The sequence below is a fragment of the Pseudomonas sp. P7779 genome (assembly GCF_013386315.1).
GTDB lineage: Bacteria > Pseudomonadota > Gammaproteobacteria > Pseudomonadales > Pseudomonadaceae > Aquipseudomonas.
Map to the genome: position 1 here is coordinate 15,321 of NZ_JACARZ010000028.1, position 16,417 is coordinate 31,737.

Genomic DNA, 16,417 nt, shown 5'->3' on the forward strand with positions numbered 1-16,417 from the left:
TCAGGAATGCTCCGGGGCAAGGGCGAGCAAGGCGTCGCGGGTGCGGGCGAGGAACAGCGCCTTGTCTTCGCCGTCCTCCAGTTGCAGCGGTGCGCCGAAGCTGGTGGTGCACAGCAAGGGCAGCGGCAGCACACGGCCCTTGGGCATGACCCGGTTGAGGTTGGCGATCCACACCGGGATCAATTCGGCTTGTGGATAACTCTTGGCCAGGTGATACAGCCCGCTTTTGAACGGCAACAGGCCGTCTTCCAGGTTGCGCGTGCCCTCGGGAAAGATGATCAGCGAGTCGCCGTTTTCCAGGGCCTGAAGCATCGGCGCCAGAGGGTTATCCACAGGGTCCTTGCGCTCGCGGTCGATCAGCACGCCGTTGAACACCCGGTTGATGATGTAGCGGCGCAGGGCGCTGGTGTTCCAGTAGTCGCTGCCGGCCACCGGGCGGGTGAATTTACGCAGGTTCTGCGGCAACGAGGCCCACAGCAGCACGAAATCGCCGTGGCTGCTGTGGTTGGCGTAGTAGATGCGTTGCACCGGCACCGGCGCGCAGCCAAGCCACAGGCTGCGGGCGCCGGTGACGGTGCGGGCCATGGAGGTAATCAGGGTGGCGACCACGGGTTCGAACATGAGGATTCCTTATCCGGCGAAGGGCAGCCAGGGGCTGGCCAGGATGACGGCCACGGTCAGCAGCACTTGCGCCGCCAGCAGGTAGGCTTGCTTGCGCAACAGTTTCAGGGCGCCGCGACGGCGCTCGGTCCAGGGGCGGCCTGCGCGTTTGGCGGATTGCAGGCCAAGGGTTTGCATGGCCTGGTCGAAGTCGGGCGTGCGGTCGGTGTCGCGGGCGAGCAGGGCGAACAGGTCGGCGTCGAAGGCCACCCGCAGCGCCCAATATTTTTCCAGCAGCCCGAGCACAATCATCCACAGGCTGAGGATCAGGCAGACTGGCGTGATGCTGGCCATCAGCAGTTGAGCGAGGCCGAACAGTACGCCGAGCAAGGTCAGGCCTGTGGATAACTGATCCAGGGAACGGCCCCGCCGCAGCAGGCTGGCGACGACCTGTAATTCCATATCAGCGGGCATGGGCTAAACCCTCCAGGGCTTCACGGTGCGCGGAATGCAGGACCACACGTGGGCGTGCTGTACGAATAATAGCCACCGCCTCGTCGACATTGCCTGCGCGCCCGGTATGTAGCATCCATGCAGCCACGGCGGTGGCGCTGCGTGAGTAACCGAGGGCGCAGCACACCAGCAAGGGTCCGGCTGAGCGTAGCCGCTCTATCGCTTGGGCGGCTTCCACGCATTGCGCTGCAGTGGGCGCCGTCAGGTCGAGCACTGGCAGGCTGTAGTAGGCGCGACCCTGTGGATTAATCGGCAATTCGGCGCACAGATCGACCACCGCCTTGAATGATCCCAGCTCACCGCTGGTGGGAATTCGCCCCAGCCAAACGTTATCCACAACCTGATCGGGCTGTGGATGTCTACGTGTCCACAGGCGGGAATTGATCCAGGCGGCCACCAGATAAGGCGCCAACAACCAGCGCGCCGCCGGAGTGAGTCGTCCGTCGGCGCGTTTCTGAAATCCTGCAACGCCCAGTACCAGGTAATTCGCCTTCATCAAGCCAAGGGATACCGCCGGCCAAAGCAGCCACAACCAGCCGCCAAGGGAAAACGCCAGGATCAAACACACCAGCGATCCGAAGCCATAGCGCAGCCCCAGGCGCCAACGCTGGCGGTCCCTGGTCAGCTGGGCATTCAGCAGCGGGCTCGGATGTTCCAGCGGCCACAGCCACACGCACATCCAGCCGGCGAGGGCGCCTGTGGGTAAGTCAATAAAGTGATGTTGATAAGTGGTCAGCACCGAAAGGCCGATCAACGCGAACCAGCCATGCACCAGCCAGCGCCACAGGCCCTGGCTATGCCGCTGATACATTATCCACAGCACCACCAGCAGCGCGATGTGCAATGACGGCGCCTGGTTGAACGGCTTGTCGAACCCGGCGAGTACCGCAAACAGCCAGCCAAACACGCCGTCCAGCTCCGGTCTTTCGAAGGTGAAACGCAAGGGCCAGATCAGGAAGCAGGTGACGGCAATCACTTGGGCCGTCAGCAGGCGCAAGGCATGTTGTTTCAGTTCATGGCGGGTGCTTGGGAGTAGCAGGGAGAAACCGTAGAGCAGGTCGATCGACCAGTAGGGCACGATGGTCCAGGCCCAGAACGGGATATGGGTTTCCCAGCCGAACACCATCGTGCCCACGTCGCTGCGCTGGCTGGTGACCCACGTGGCAAAGCCGTAGGTGCTGAAAAACAGCGGCGCCAACAGCAGCAGCCACAGCACCGCCGGTTTCAACAGGCCCGGTTCACGCATGGGTCAGGCTCGCTGTGCCAGGGACACGCTGAAAATCCCCCACTCATCCACACGCTGGGTGATCTTGCGGAAACCGGCGGCTGCCACCAGTTGATCCATTTCCGCCTGGCTGCGCCGGCGCATTACCCAGGCCTGGCCCTGGCGGTGGCTGGTGAGGGCGCGGGCGATCAGTTCCAGTTGCGGATGCCACGGTTGGCCGGTGTACACCAGATAACCACCGGGCTCCACGGCTTCGGCCAAGCCCGCGAGCGAGCCACCGACCATCGCGTTATCCGCGAACAGTTCATATAGCCCGGACACCACCGCCAGCGTCGGCTTGGGTTCCAGCGCCGCAAGGTCCGCCCGGTCAAACGCATCGCCTTTGACGAACTGGGCGATATCCCCCAGCCCTTTTTCACGAATCAGCGCGCCACCGTCGCGCACGTTGATATCGCTGTAGTCCCGCAGCAGGATCGATTCCGGCAACGGCGAAACGCCCTGCAAGGCTTCCAGAATGTACCGACCATGCCCGGCGGCGATGTCGACGATGCGCACTTCCCGCTGCTCGTCCCGCAGTTTGGCCATCGCCAGGCGCAGCAGCTCTTCCACGTTCAACTTGCGCTGACGAATACCGCGCCAGCCGATGGAGTTCAGGTAATTGGTGTCGATCATCCGCCCCAGCCCGCCTTTGCCGGTGGGTTTGTTGCGGTACACGTAGTCCAGGGTGCTGCCGGAGTCGAAGCCGGTGTCGAAACCGAGCTTCACGCCATCCGACAGTTTGCTGCCCAGGCCCATGCTGGCGCGGGTCATGCGCCAGTACAGGTCGCGCAGGGAGTTGCGTGGCAACGGCGCGGCGAGGGACTCGGATTCGGCGCAGGTCAGGCCAATCCTGTCGGCATCCAGCAAGGAGGCGCGGTCCAGCGGGTGTTCGAAGTTCTGCAGGATAAAGCGCCGGGCGCTGCTCAAGGCCACGGCACGATCACGTTCACCGAGGGTGTCGTGGAAGAAGCCGGGGAGGATGTGCAGCTCTTTCTTCAAGCTGCCGAGGCGGTCGAAAAACTGCTGCTGGGGTTTGCGGTGCACCACAAAGTCCGAGCCGGAGATCAGCAGTTGGGTCGGTACCTGAATTGCCTGGGCATCGGCTACAACCCGGTCAGCCGCTTCGTACAGGCCCAACAGCACATTCACCGAGATGGCTTTGGTGATCAGCGGATCACTGTCGTAGGACGCCACGCGCTCCGGGTCATGGCTCAGGAACTTGGCCTTGACGTAGCTGTTGACGAAAAAGTTGCCGCGAAACTTGCGCATCAACGCCAGGCCCGGCCGGGCGAAGGGCACGTAGAGTTTGACCTTGAATGCGGGGGAGGCGAGTACCAGCGAGCGAATCTTCGGCGCGTAGTCGTGCACCCAGGTGGCCGCGATCACCGCGCCGACGCTTTGGGCGATCACTGCGAGGTGTTCTTCCTCGATGTTGTAGGCGCTGCGGATATGGTCAACGAAAGTCTGCACGTCCCGCGCACTGGTGGCGAAGCTCGGGCTGTCGCCGCGCGCGCCGGGGGATTGGCCGTGGCCACGGGCGTCCCAGGCGAAGAAGTCGAACTCCGGCAGGTTCAGCTCGTCCACCAGGTGGGCGATACGACCGGAATGCTCGTGGCCGCGATGGAACAGCAAGATCGCCTTGCGCGGCGCAAAGCCCGCGGGTGCGGTGGCGGGCCAATGACGGTAGAAAAGCTCCACCCCGTCATGGGTGCTGAAGGTGTGCTCTTGCTGTTCACGCATCGCAAAATCCTTATGCAGAAGGGGAGGTGTTCGTTTCTTCTTTCAAGCCTTGGCGCACGCGGTTGACCAGGGTGTAGGCCAGCAAGGCGGCGACCAGCCACATCACCGCATCGACCCAACCGGCACCCAGCCAACCCAGCGCCACGCCGGTGGCCAGCACCCCGAGCACAAACGCCCGATCGCTCTTGCCCATCGGGCCGTCGTAGCGCCGCGAGGCCCCGACCATCGGCCCGAGCACGCCGGCGTATTCGCTGAACACCGCCAGCAGCGTCACCAGCAACACCGGCGCCAGGCTGACCTCGGGGATCAGCGCAAACGGCAGGATCAGTGCGCTGTCGGCGATCACGTCACACAGTTCATTGAGGTAGGCGCCGAGTCGCGACTGCTGGCCGAATTCCCGGGCGAGCATGCCGTCGATGGCATTGAGGGCCATGCGCAGGATCATCCACAGCGGGATCAGCGCAAACAGCCACACATGTTGTGCGAAGCCGGCAATCAGCAATCCCACCAGCAGGGAAACCACCCCGGCCAGCACGGTGATCTGGTTGGCGGTGGTGCCGTTGTCGTAGAGGCGCTGCACCAGCGGGCGCAGCAGGTTCTGAAAACGCGGTTTAAGCTGATAGATCGAAATCATGGGGAGTGACGCTTCCTTGTCCGTAAGCCCGCGAAAAACTCTGGGGAGTGTGCCGATTTATCACCGCTGAAACCAGTGATGGCTCGTGTTTCTGGGGCTTTCGTCACTATCTGTGTGAAACCAAACAAAAATTTCACGCTTCGGGTTATAGAGTAACTAATTGTTTCTGGGTGGGCGTTTGGGGATGCGAGTGGATCTAGATGCTGATGACGTGGCCATTGAAGGGCTGCCGCGTTTTCAGCAGGGGTTGTTTCATGCCCGCCGGTTAAGGCAGGCCGGCATTGGCCTGACGGTGCTGGCGGTCGGCGGCTGGATGCTGGCGCTGTTTGTGGCGCTGTTCGCCCCGCTTTCGATCTGGCCGGTGGTGCTGATCAACTGCGCCTCGGCGTTGCTGGTGCTGGTGGCTGGCTTGCAATCGGCGTGGTGGGTCGCGGATTGGCGGGCCATGGCGCTGGAGGAGCCGGCTGCACGGCTGATCGAACCGCCGCTGCCACAAGAAGAACCTGGCTGGCTAAACCGCCAGTTCGGTCGCGTCGGTAACGGCTTGCTGGTGCAAATTGGCGCACCGGTGTTCTGGCTGTGCGGCTGGTCGTTGCTGGCATTCTTCAGCGTTCTGGAATTCTGGAGCTTGACCTTGCCCGCCGCTGCAGTGGGCCAGGCTGCCAGTGTGGGCGCCGCCATTGCCTTGGCACTGGCATTTGGCTTGCTGGTGTTTGAACGGCGCATGGCCCAGGAAAGCACCGCCCAATGGCCGGAAGCCGCGCAACTCGCGCAACTGAGCCGGGTGGCGATTATTTGCCTGGTGATCAGTGCGATTTGTCTGCTGTTTGCCGGTGAAGAATCCGTGTGGCCATTGCGCCTGGCCGTGTTGATCGGCTTGTTGCCGGCCCTGGTGGCGCTGGAGTTTCTGCTAAGAGGCCTGCTGTCGCTGTTCAGCCCGCGCCAGGAGCGGCTTGAACCGCGCCTGATGGCGCAAAGTTTTATCGCCGGGATGCTGCGCTGGCCGCCGCAACCGTTGCTCGCCCTGCAGCACGAACTGCACAACCGTTTCGGCATCGACCTGCGGCAGATCTGGGCCTTCACCTACATGCGCCGGGCATTCCTGCCAGTGCTCGTGGTGGTGCTGGCCGTAGGCTGGTTGCTGACCGGCGTGCATGAAGTCGCCCTGCAAAGCCGTGGGATTTATGAACGCTTTGGCAAGCCGGTGGAGGTCTTCGGGCCTGGCCTGCATGCCGGTTTGCCGTGGCCGCTGGGTCGCGTACTGAACGTGGAAAACGGCGTGGTCCATGAGCTGGCCACCAGCGTTGGCGAAGCGGCAAACACCGACGTCGCTCCGGCCGAGGGCCCGGCGCCGCTGATCGCCAACCGCCTGTGGGACGCCAGCCATGTGAATGACAAATCCCAGGTGATCGCCAGCAGCAGCGGCGACAAGCAGAGCTTCCAGATCGTCAATATGGACGTGCGCTTCGTGTACCGCATCGGCTTGACCGACCAGGCCGCACTCGCCGCTACCTATAACAGCGCCGATGTGCCCACGCTGATCCGCAGCACCGCCAGCCGCATCCTCGTCCACGAGTTTGCCTCGCGAACCCTTGATGAATTGCTGGGTGAGGAACGCAACAGCCTCGCCGATGAAATTGGCCAGGCGGTGCAAGCGGACCTGAAGAAACTCGACAGCGGCGTGGAAATTCTCGCCACCGTGGTGGAAGCCATTCACCCGCCCTCCGGTGCGGCGAATGCCTACCACGCGGTGCAAGCTGCGCAGATCGGCGCCCAGGCGCTGATTTCCCGGGAGCGCGGCGCTGCCAGTGAGCAGACCAACCAGGCGTTGCTGCAAGCCAGTACCGCCCGCGACCAGGCCCAGGCCACGGCCCATGAAGTCAGCGCCGGCGCCCAAGCGGCGGACCTGCGCTTCAGCGCCGAACAAAAGGCCTATCAACAAGCCGGCCAGGCGTTCGTGCTGGAGCAGTACCTGAGCCAACTGAGCCAGGGCCTGGCCCACGCCAAGTTACTCATTCTTGATCATCGCCTGGGCGCCAGTGGCGCACCGACCATCGATCTGCGTTCCTTTACCTTACCGGCCGACCCTGCGGTGCCGCGTAAAGCCGTTCAATAAGGAGTTCATCTGTTGAGCGCTCATTCTCACGATCACGCAGGCCATGGTCACCACCACGGCCACCATCATCACCATCATGGCGATGAGCACGAAGCCGGCCCGTTCCCCTGGCGGCGTATGGGCTGGGCGGTATTGCTCGTGCTGTTCGCGGTCGCCGCGGCGAGCCTGGTGCAGGTGCGTTCCGGTGAAGCCACGGTGATTACTCGCTTCGGCAACCCGTCGCGGGTATTGCTGGAGCCGGGCCTGGGATGGCGCTGGCCGGCGCCGTTCGAGGCGGCGATTCCGGTGGACCTGCGCCTGCGCACCACCTCCAGCGGTTTGCAGGATGTGGGCACCCGCGATGGCCTGCGGATCATCGTGCAGGCCTACGTGGCCTGGCAGGTGCAGGGCGACCCCGACAACGTGCAGCGCTTTATGCGTGCGGTGCAGAACCAGCCGGATGAAGCGGCGCGGCAGATTCGCACCTTTGTCGGCTCGGCGCTGGAAACCACCGCCGCCAGTTTCGACCTGGCCAACCTGGTGAACACCGATGCCAGCCAGGTGCGCATTGCCGATTTTGAAGCGCAGTTGCGCCAGCAGATTGATCAACAATTGCTCACCACCTATGGCGTGCGTGTGGTGCAGGTGGGTGTTGAACGGCTGACCTTGCCCGCGGTGACCCTCGCCGCCACCGTCGACCGCATGCGCGCCGAGCGCGAGACCATCGCCACGGAACGCACCGCCGTTGGCAAGCGTGAAGCGGCGCAGATTCGTTCGGCCGCCGAGCGTGATGCGCGAATCGTCCAGGCCGACGCCACGGTGAAAGCCGCCGATATCGAAGCGCAATCCCGGGTGGAAGCGGCGCAGATTTATGGCCGTGCCTACGCCGGCAATCCGCAGTTGTACAACCTGCTGCGTTCCCTCGACACCCTTGGCACAGTGGTCACGCCGGGCACCAAGATCATCCTGCGCACCGACGCCGCGCCTTTCCGCGCGCTGGTGGATGGGCCGAAGGATGTCCAGCCATGAGTGAGCGGGAAAGCCTCGACAGCCCGTGGATCCAGGCTGGACGGCTGACGTTCCTGGCGCTGTATGCGGTGACGGTATTGGCCGCGCTGGCGTGGGCGTTTTCCAACGTGCGCCAGATCGACCCGCAGAACCGCGCCGTGGTGTTGCACTTCGGTGCGCTGGACCGGATCCAGAATGCCGGGCTGCTGCTGGCCTGGCCGCGTCCGTTCGAGCAAGTGGTGCTGTTGCCCGCCGCGGACCGGGTGATTGAGCGCCGGGTGGAAAACCTGCTGCGTTCCGATGCGGCCACCCAAGCCGATCGCGTGGCCAGTTTTGCCACACCGCTGAGCGATGCCCTGGCCGGCTCCGGTTACCTGCTGACCGGCGATGCCGGCGTGGTGCAACTGGATGTGCGGGTCTTCTACAAGGTCACCGAGCCCTACGCGTTTGTGTTGCAGGGCGATCACGTGCTACCCGCGCTGGATCGACTGGTCACTCGCAGCGCCGTGGTGCTGACTGCGGCGCGGGATCTGGACACGATTCTGGTGGCGCGCCCCGAGTTGATCGGCGCCGACAACCAGGCCGCCGAACGCCGCGAACGGCTGCGTGGCGACCTGGTGCGCGGCATCAATCAACGCCTGGCTGACCTGGCGTCCACCGGCCTTGGCCTGGGCATCGAAGTCACCCGGGTCGACGTGCAATCGAGCTTGCCGGGCCCGGCGGTCAATGCCTTCAACGCAGTGCTGACCGCCAGCCAGCAAGCCGACAAGGCGGTGGCCAATGCGCGCACCGACGCCGAAAAACTTACCCAGACCGCCAACCAGGACGCCGACCGCGCCGTGCAAGTGGCTCACGCCCAGGCCAGCGAACGGCTGTCCAACGCCCAGGCGCAAACCGCTACCGTCGCCAGCCTGGCCCAGGTCCAAGACCCAGGCCTGTTGCTGCGCCTGTACCGCGAACGCCTGCCGAAGATTCTCGGGCAGGCCGGCTCCGTGACCACGGTTGACCCTAAAGACGATTCCCGCCTGATCATTCAGGGAGCCGAACAATGACCGCCCACGCAGCCCCGATGCTCTCATCGGCCGAACAACGCAGCGCCGCCCGGCAACTGACCCTGGCGATGCTCGCCCTGGGCCTGCTCAGCCTGGGCCTGGTATGGCGCTGGCTGGCGCCGGACCAGACCGGCGTGAGCCAACTGCTGTTGGGCGTCGCCTCATTGCTGGTGGCCGTGCCCGTGATGCGCTCGGCCTGGTACAGCCTGCGGTATCCAAGTTTGCATGGCATCACCGACCAACTCATTGCGCTGGCGATGCTCGGCGCCTGGGCTACCGGTGACCTGCTGACCGCCGCGCTGCTGCCGATCATCATGATCTTCGGCCATGTGCTGGAAGAGCGCAGCGTCATCGGCTCCCAGGAAGCGATTCATGCCCTGGGCAAGCTGACCCGTAGCCACGCACGGTTGGTGCAGGCGGACGGGACGATCCTGGAAGTGGACAACGGCATCCTGAAGACCGGCGATATCGTCGAAGTGCGTGCCGGTGACCGCGTGCCCGCCGACGGCGTGGTGCTGTCGGGCCAGGCCAGCCTCGACACCGCGCCGATTACCGGTGAATCGGTGCCGCTGGAAGCGAGTGTCGGCGTGCAGGTGTTTGGTGGCGCGATCAACCTCGACGGTTTGCTGCGCCTGGAAGTGACCCGCACCGGCAATGAGTCGACGCTGGGCAAAGTCATCGCCCTGATGCAGAGCGCCGAACGTTCGAAGCCGCCGATCACCCGATTGCTGGAGCGCTACGCCGGCAGCTACATGGTGCTGGTGCTGTTGCTGGCGGCGGTCACCTGGTTTGTCACCAATGACGCCCAGGCGATGCTCGCGGTGCTGGTGGCGGCGTGCCCGTGTGCTTTGGTGTTGTCGGCGCCGGCCACGGCAATTGCGGGCATTGCGGTGGCGGCGCGTCACGGCATTCTGATTCGCAGCTCGGCGTTTCTCGAAGAGCTGGCGGACCTGACGTCCCTGGTGGTCGACAAGACCGGCACCCTGACGTTTGGCACCCTGCGTTTGCAGTCCATCGACACCCGCGAGCCGGATCGGCAAGCACTGCTCAATCTGGCGGCCAGCCTCGGCTCGGCCAGCAGCCACCCGGTCAGCCGGGCGTTGGCGGGGCTGGCGACTCAGGAACACATGCTGGTGTTGTCGGATATTCGCGAGCGCCAGGGCCTCGGTGTGGTCGCCCAGACCGGGCAGGGCGAAGCCGCCCTCGGCCGGCCGGAATTGTTTGAGCAACTGGGCATCACGACCACGGCGGTCCCCAATCACGACGGCCCGATTGCCGGGCTTGCGTTGAACGGGCAGTTCCTTGCCTGGCTGTTGCTGGCGGACAGCGTGAAACCTGAAGCGCGCCAGGCGATGAAAGAGCTGCGTGAATTGGGCCTGGGGCGCCAACTGCTGCTGACCGGCGACCGCCAGAGCGTGGCCGACAGCCTGGCGTTGGAAGTGGGCATCAGCGACGTCGAAGCCCAGGCGTTGCCGGAGGACAAACTCAATCGCGTGCTGGGGGAAATCGGCAGCGGTTTCCGGCCGATGGTGGTGGGCGACGGGATCAACGATTCCCTGGCGCTCAAGGCCGGCGTGGTCGGTGTGGCGATGGGCGCGGGCGGGGCGGATATCGCGCTGGCGTCGGCGGACGTGGTGCTGATCGGCAGCGACCTGCGGCGCCTGGGCACGTGCGTACGCTTGAGCCGCCAGTGCCGGCACACGCTGCAGGTCAACGTGATCATCGGCCTGGGCTGGACGCTGGCGATCGTGGTGTTCGCCGCATTTGGCTGGCTGGGCGCGGCGGGCGCGATGATTGCGGCGGTGCTGCACAACCTCAGTACGCTGCTGGTGCTGGGGAATGCGGGGCGCTTGCTGCGGTTCCAGGAGCCGTTATTGAAACTCGAGGAATAAATTTTTCAGTCGTGCTGTAACGCCATGGGGGGACCTCACTCTAGTGCTATGTCGAGACTGAACAATCCGTTCAGACCGGCTCCACTACCGATCATGAGGAATACACAATGAACATCAAATCCGCTGCTGCTGGTGCCGCCCTCGCTATCGCCGCTGCTGGCATGTTTGCCGGTGTTGCCACTCAGGTACAGGCAGCAGACGCCCAGGTCCATTGCTATGGCGTCAACGCCTGCAAAGGCCAGAACGACTGCAAAACCAAAGACCACGCCTGCAAAGGCATGGGTTCTTGCAAAGGCCAGGGCTTCCTGTCGATGAGCAAAGCGATGTGCGATCAGAAAGGCGGCAAAGTCGGCGAATAACCGACAACCGAGTGCCACCGCAGCGGGCCCCCCGCCGCTGCGGACACTTTCCCCAGGAGTGTTTTTATGTCCGCTTCCCTTCCGAGTCTGGGTTACGGCCTGGGTTTACGCAGCGAGTACTACCAGCAGATCCTTGAACAATCGCCGGCCGTGGATTGGTTCGAAGTGATCTCCGAGAATTATCTGGTGCAGGGCGGCAAGGCCTTGTACTACCTGGATGCGATAGCCGAGCGTTATCCCCTGGTGATGCATGGCGTGTCCCTGTCTATCGGCGGGCCCCATGCCCTCGATACCGATTACCTGAAACAACTCAAGCAGCTCTCCGAGCGCATCCGGCCGGCGTGGATTTCCGATCACCTGTGCTGGAGCCGTGGCAACGCGCACCAGTTGCATGACTTGCTGCCGCTGCCCTACACCGAAGAAAGCCTGTACCACGTCGCCGCTCGCGTGCGGCAGGTGCAGGATGTGTTGCAGCGCCCGTTCGTGCTGGAAAACGTCTCCAGCTACGTGCGCTCCAAGGCGGATGAGTTTACCGAGTGGGAATTTCTCAACGCCCTGACCCATCTCACCGGCTGCCAGTTGCTGCTGGACGTGAATAACGTCTACGTCAGCTCGCGCAATCACGGGTTCGACGCCTGGGAATTTATCCGCAACCTGCCGCCCGAAAGCATCCGCCAACTGCACCTGGCCGGGCATATGGATTACGGCGACTACGTGATCGACACCCATGACCATCCGGTATGCGATCCGGTGTGGGCGCTGTACCAGCGGACCCTGGAGCACCTCGGGCCAGTCTCGACCTTGCTCGAACGCGATGACCATTTCCCGCCTTTCCAGGAGCTGCTCGACGAGTTGAACAAGGCCCGCGAACTGGGCGCGAGCGCGCTGGACAGGAGAGCGTTATGCGCCTGATCGATTGGCAATTGGCCTTTGAGCGGCATTTGCTGGCCGAGTCTTCCACTGCCAGCAACAGCTTCAGCGCCACCTTGATCGGCGGTCCGACCCTGGATGTCGAGACGGGCCTGGCGATTTACCACAACGCTTATCACACCCGATTGCAGGAGGTGCTGCGCGATGACTTCAGCGCCGTCTGGTATTGGCTGGGGGACGAGGAGTTTGCAGCATTGGGTTCGGCCTATACCCGCCGTTATCCCTCGGCCCATTACAGCCTGCGCTGGTTTGGCGAGCGGTTCCCCGGGTTTATCGTTGAGCATTATGGCGAGCAAGGTTTGGCGCCTGCCGAGCTGGCGCGGCTCGAATGGGCATTCACCCTGGCCTTTGATGCACCGCAGGGCGAGCCGTTGACCCTGCAAGACATGGCAACGCTGCCGCCCGAAGACTGGCCAGGGCTGCAGGTGCAGTTGGTGCCGTCGGTGCAGCAGGTGCTGTGTGATTTCAACAGCCTGGGCATCTGGCGTGCGAGCAAGGGCGAGTGGGACTTTCCCGGCAGCGAAGCCCTGCCATTGGCGCAGGTGTGCCTGGTCTGGCGCCATCAGAATGTCTGCCAATACCGCAGCGTTGAACCGGCGCAAGCCTGCGCGCTGACAGGCATGGTCGCCAACGGTTGGAGTTTTTCCGAACTGTGTGCCGAGTTGGCAGTCACTTACCAGGAGGGCGCGCCATTGCAAGCGGTTACCTGGCTGAAACAGTGGGTCCAGGAGGGTTTGCTCCAGCGGCGGGCACCATAGAAAGGCGCTATTGTTTCGATAGCCTGCTAATTTTTCCGTGGATGGTCTACCCTCATTTCAGACGTCTGAAACAAGGGGGGACTACTCATGCTCGCGCAACTTCCACCGGCCTTACAGAATCTCAAGCTACCGCTGCGTCTTCGACTCTGGGACGGCCATGAATTCAACCTGGGCCCGGATCCCAGCGTCACCATTGTGGTCAAGGACCCCATGATGGTTTCCAAGCTCAGCCATCCGACGCTCGACTCACTGGGCGAAGCTTTCGTCGAGGGCAAACTGGAGCTGGAAGGCTCCATTTCCGAAGTGATCAGGGTTGTTGACGAGTTGAGTCATGCCCTGGTTGATGACGACGAGGGGAGTCGTCCGGTGCGCTCGATCCACGATAAGGCCACCGACGCAGCGGCTATTTCCTACCATTACGACCTGTCCAACGAGTTCTACCAGCTGTGGCTGGACCGCGACATGGCCTATTCCTGCGGGTATTTCGAAACCGGCAGCGAATCCCTTGATCAAGCCCAACAAGACAAATTCCGCCACCTGTGCCGCAAATTGCGGCTGCAGCCGGGGGAGTATTTGCTCGACGTGGGCTGCGGTTGGGGCGGGCTGGCGCGGTATGCCGCGCGGGAATTCGGGGTCAAGGTGTTCGGTATCACCCTGAGCAAGGAACAGCTGGCGCTGGCCCAGGAGCGGGTGAAGGCCGAAGGCCTGGAAGACCAGGTAGAGCTGACGCTGCTCGACTACCGCGACTTGCCTCAGGATGGCCGGTTCGACAAGGTGGTGAGCGTGGGGATGTTTGAACACGTTGGCCACGCCAACCTGGCGGAGTACTGCAAGATTCTCTACGGCGCGGTGCGTGAGGGCGGCCTGGTGATGAACCACGGGATTACCGCCAAGCATATTGATGGCCGGCCCGTAGGCCGTGGCGCCGGGGATTTTATCGAGCGTTATGTGTTCCCCAACGGCGAGTTGCCGCATCTGTCGATGATGACCGCCGAGATCAGCGACGTGGGCCTGGAAGTCGTCGACGTCGAAAGCCTGCGCCTGCATTACGCGCGCACGCTGGATCACTGGAGCGAGCGCCTCGAAGACAACCTGGAAGCGGCGGGCAAGATGGTGCCGGAGCAAGCCTTGCGGATCTGGCGCCTGTACCTGGCCGGCTGTGCGTATGCGTTTGCCCGGGGCTGGATCAACCTGCATCAGATTCTGGCGGTGAAACCCCATGCCGATGGTAGCCATGAGCTGCCGTGGACGCGGGATGACCTGTACCAGTAAGCAATGGTACCGGTGATCTAAAAGGTGGGAGCGGGCTTGCTCGCGAAGGCGTTGGATCAGAAACACATTCAGTGACTGACACTCCGCTTTCGCGAGCAAGCCCGCTCCCACATTGGGTTCGGTGCAAGCCTTACAAAATTGGAGAAATCAGCCGCGCGATCCGCATGCCCAATTGTTGCAGGCGGTGGGTCTGGCGGTTTTCTTCCTGGCTGATTTCATGGGCCAGGGCGAAGTCTTCCAGCAGCATGTGCTCCACCTGGCTGGCGAAAGTGTCATCTACCGTCAGCAACATCACTTCGAAATTCAGCCGGAACGAGCGGTTATCCAGGTTCGCACTGCCGATGGCGCTGATTTCACGGTCGACCAACACCACTTTCTGATGCAGGAATCCTGGCGTATAGCGAAATACCCGCACCCCGGCGCGCACGGCTTCGATCGCATACAGGCTGGAAGCGGCGTAGACGATGCGGTGATCCGGCCGTGACGGCAGCAGCAGGCGCACGTCGACACCGCGCAATACCGCCAACCTCAAAGCCGCAAACACCGCCTCATCGGGAATGAAATACGGGCTGGTGATCCACACCCGCTCGGTGGCCGCATGAATGGCCTCGACGAAAAACAGCGAGCAGGTTTCATAGGGATCCGCCGGGCCGCTGGCCAGTAATTGGCAGAGCACGCCGTCGTCCGGGTAGGTATCCGGCAGCAGCAGCGGCGGCAGCTCACGCGCGGCCCAGAACCAGTCTTCGGCAAACGACTCCTGCAAGCACGCCACCACCGGGCCGCTGACTTGCACATGGGTGTCACGCCATGGCGCCAGCGGCGGTTTCTTGCCCAGGTACTCATCGCCGACGTTATGCCCACCGACGAACCCGGTAATGCCATCCACCACCACGATCTTGCGGTGGTTGCGGAAGTTGACCTGGAAGCGGTTGAGCCAGCCGCTGCGCGTGGCGAAGGCCTTGACCTGCACCCCGGCGTCTCGTAGCGACTGCACATAACGATGGGGCAGGGCATGGCTGCCGATACGGTCGTATAGCACGAAAATGGCTACGCCTTCGGCGGCTTTTTCCTTGAGCAAGGTGTGCAGTTGGCGGCCAAGTTCGTCGTCATGAATGATGAAGAACTGGAACAGCACAGCGGTCTTTGCCGAGCGAATCGCCTCGAAAATCGCGCTGAACGTAGCCTCGCCATTGATCAGCAAACGCACCTGATTATTCGCCAGGCACGGCATGCGCCCCAGCTTGGGCATGGCCCGCAGCGAAGCGTAGGCCTGGGAGTTGCGCGCGGCCAATGCCTCTTCAACCCATGGGCGCCAGTTCAGCTCGGTGATCGCCTTGTGCATTTCCTGGTTGGCCTGGCGCCGCGCCTGAATGTAGGCGTCGAAGGTGCTCCGGCCAAAGATCAGGTAGGGAATCAGCGTCAGGTAGGGGATGAACATCAGCGACAATGCCCAGGCAATCGAGCCTTGGGCGGTCCTGACGGTCAGCACCGCATGGATGGCGGCGAGGGTGCCCAGAAAATGCAGGGTGGCAATGAAATAGGCGAGCAGGTGCGGGCCAAAGAAATCCATGGACAACGGTACTCCTGACGAACAAGTGCCTAACAGACCATGTTCGGCCACGAATGTCGCTATTTTATTTGCTGTGCAACACTGGCGCTTTTGCGGCGTCTAACGCCGACAATTGCCCAGGAGTTACCCGATGAATGCTCGTCTGCTTGGTTTGGCCATGGTTGTTGGTTTGACGCTGCCTGTGGCGGCGCAAGCGCAGATGTTGGCGCCGGGCTTGTGGGAGTTGACCACCAGCAACATGAAGGTCGATAACCAGGACCTGCCGGACTTGTCGCTGATCCTCGGTCAGCTCAAGCAACAGATGACCCCGGAACAACGCGCGATGCTTGAGAAGCAAGGCATCACCATGGCCGGCAAAGGCGTGCAGGTGTGCCTGACTCCGGCCCAGGTGGCGTCCGATTCCATCCCGCTGACCGATCCGCAATCGGGCTGCAAGCAGGAAGTGACGGACAAGACCGGCAACCAATGGAAATTCCGTTTCAGTTGCCCGAAAGCCCAGGGCACTGGCGTGGCGACGTTCCAGAGCCAGCAGGAATTCACCACTACGGTTAACGGTACCTTCAACGCCACCGGCGTACAGCAGAAGGGCAGCCTGGACACCCACGCGCAGTGGTTGGGCAGCAACTGCGGCACGGTCAAACCCCGCGCTTAACCTAAGACATACCCCGATCAAAATGTGGGAGCGGGCTTGCTCGCGAATGCGGTGAATCAGTCACAGGTGTATTGGCTG

At 62.9% G+C, this 16,417-nt stretch carries 15 protein-coding genes; 9 read left to right on the forward strand and 6 right to left on the reverse strand.

From position 1 onward, the window contains the following. The 5 genes from HX869_RS10150 to HX869_RS10170 are packed head-to-tail and all read right to left on the reverse strand — an operon-like array spanning position 1 to position 4,751. Entirely contained in the window at positions 1–621 is a 621-nt protein-coding gene (locus HX869_RS10150; protein WP_003213522.1) for a 1-acyl-sn-glycerol-3-phosphate acyltransferase, read from the reverse strand. Positions 622–630: 9 nt separating this feature from the next. Continuing rightward, a complete protein-coding gene (locus tag HX869_RS10155; protein WP_003213520.1) occupies positions 631–1,074 on the reverse strand; it encodes a hypothetical protein in 444 nt (147 codons plus the stop codon). Further along, positions 1,064–2,359, reverse strand: coding sequence for a phosphatase PAP2/dual specificity phosphatase family protein (locus HX869_RS10160; protein ID WP_178903042.1), 1,296 nt, complete (start codon positions 2,357–2,359; stop codon positions 1,064–1,066). Before HX869_RS10160 ends, HX869_RS10155 begins: the two co-directional genes overlap by 11 nt. Before the next feature lie 3 nt (positions 2,360–2,362). After that, positions 2,363–4,117, reverse strand: a complete 1,755-nt coding sequence (locus HX869_RS10165; protein WP_003213517.1) for a bifunctional alpha/beta hydrolase/class I SAM-dependent methyltransferase — start codon at positions 4,115–4,117, stop codon at positions 2,363–2,365. Positions 4,118–4,127: 10 nt separating this feature from the next. Further along, positions 4,128–4,751, reverse strand: coding sequence for a CDP-alcohol phosphatidyltransferase family protein (locus HX869_RS10170; protein WP_102370198.1), 624 nt, complete (start codon positions 4,749–4,751; stop codon positions 4,128–4,130). A 184-nt stretch (positions 4,752–4,935) separates the two neighbouring features. Here HX869_RS10170 and hflK (HX869_RS10175) point away from each other — a divergent pair, with 184 nt between their 5' ends. The 8 genes from hflK (HX869_RS10175) (at position 4,936) to cfaB (ending at position 14,117) form a co-directional block, all read left to right on the forward strand. Further along, on the forward strand, positions 4,936–6,867 hold the full coding sequence (hflK, locus tag HX869_RS10175) for a protease modulator HflK (RefSeq protein WP_178903043.1): 1,932 nt from the start codon (positions 4,936–4,938) through the stop codon (positions 6,865–6,867). A gap of 9 nt (positions 6,868–6,876) precedes the next feature. Further along, positions 6,877–7,875, forward strand: a complete 999-nt coding sequence (gene hflC, locus HX869_RS10180) for a protease modulator HflC (RefSeq protein WP_178903045.1) — start codon at positions 6,877–6,879, stop codon at positions 7,873–7,875. Continuing rightward, the gene (gene hflK / locus HX869_RS10185) at positions 7,872–8,906 is read left to right on the forward strand and encodes a protease modulator HflK (RefSeq protein ID WP_003213508.1); all 1,035 of its coding nucleotides are present in this window, start codon (positions 7,872–7,874) and stop codon (positions 8,904–8,906) included. The genes hflC and hflK (HX869_RS10185) overlap by 4 nt, the downstream gene beginning before the upstream one ends. Next, positions 8,903–10,798: a cation-translocating P-type ATPase gene (locus HX869_RS10190; RefSeq protein ID WP_102370196.1), complete on the forward strand. Its 1,896-nt coding sequence runs from the start codon at positions 8,903–8,905 to the stop codon at positions 10,796–10,798. The genes hflK (HX869_RS10185) and HX869_RS10190 overlap by 4 nt, the downstream gene beginning before the upstream one ends. Positions 10,799–10,905: 107 nt before the next feature. Further along, the gene (locus tag HX869_RS10195) at positions 10,906–11,157 is read left to right on the forward strand and encodes a hypothetical protein (protein WP_003213503.1); all 252 of its coding nucleotides are present in this window, start codon (positions 10,906–10,908) and stop codon (positions 11,155–11,157) included. Positions 11,158–11,223: 66 nt separating this feature from the next. Further along, entirely contained in the window at positions 11,224–12,069 is an 846-nt protein-coding gene (locus HX869_RS10200; protein WP_003213501.1) for a DUF692 domain-containing protein, read from the forward strand. Further along, on the forward strand, positions 12,060–12,845 hold the full coding sequence (locus HX869_RS10205) for a DNA-binding domain-containing protein (protein WP_178903044.1): 786 nt from the start codon (positions 12,060–12,062) through the stop codon (positions 12,843–12,845). The genes HX869_RS10200 and HX869_RS10205 overlap by 10 nt, the downstream gene beginning before the upstream one ends. Before the next feature lie 87 nt (positions 12,846–12,932). After that, a complete protein-coding gene (cfaB, locus tag HX869_RS10210) occupies positions 12,933–14,117 on the forward strand; it encodes a C17 cyclopropane fatty acid synthase CfaB (protein ID WP_008439517.1) in 1,185 nt (394 codons plus the stop codon). Positions 14,118–14,247: 130 nt separating this feature from the next. Here the strand turns inward: cfaB and cls are convergent, their stop codons facing one another. Further along, positions 14,248–15,687 carry a cardiolipin synthase gene (cls, locus tag HX869_RS10215; protein ID WP_134327562.1) on the reverse strand — a complete coding sequence of 480 codons (1,440 nt, stop codon included), beginning with the start codon at positions 15,685–15,687 and terminating at the stop codon, positions 14,248–14,250. 130 nt (positions 15,688–15,817) lie between these two features. On the opposite strand from cls, the gene HX869_RS10220 reads away from it, so the two are divergent. Then, the gene (locus HX869_RS10220) at positions 15,818–16,339 is read left to right on the forward strand and encodes a DUF3617 domain-containing protein (protein WP_003213494.1); all 522 of its coding nucleotides are present in this window, start codon (positions 15,818–15,820) and stop codon (positions 16,337–16,339) included. The last annotated feature ends 78 nt before the right edge of the window (positions 16,340–16,417 follow it).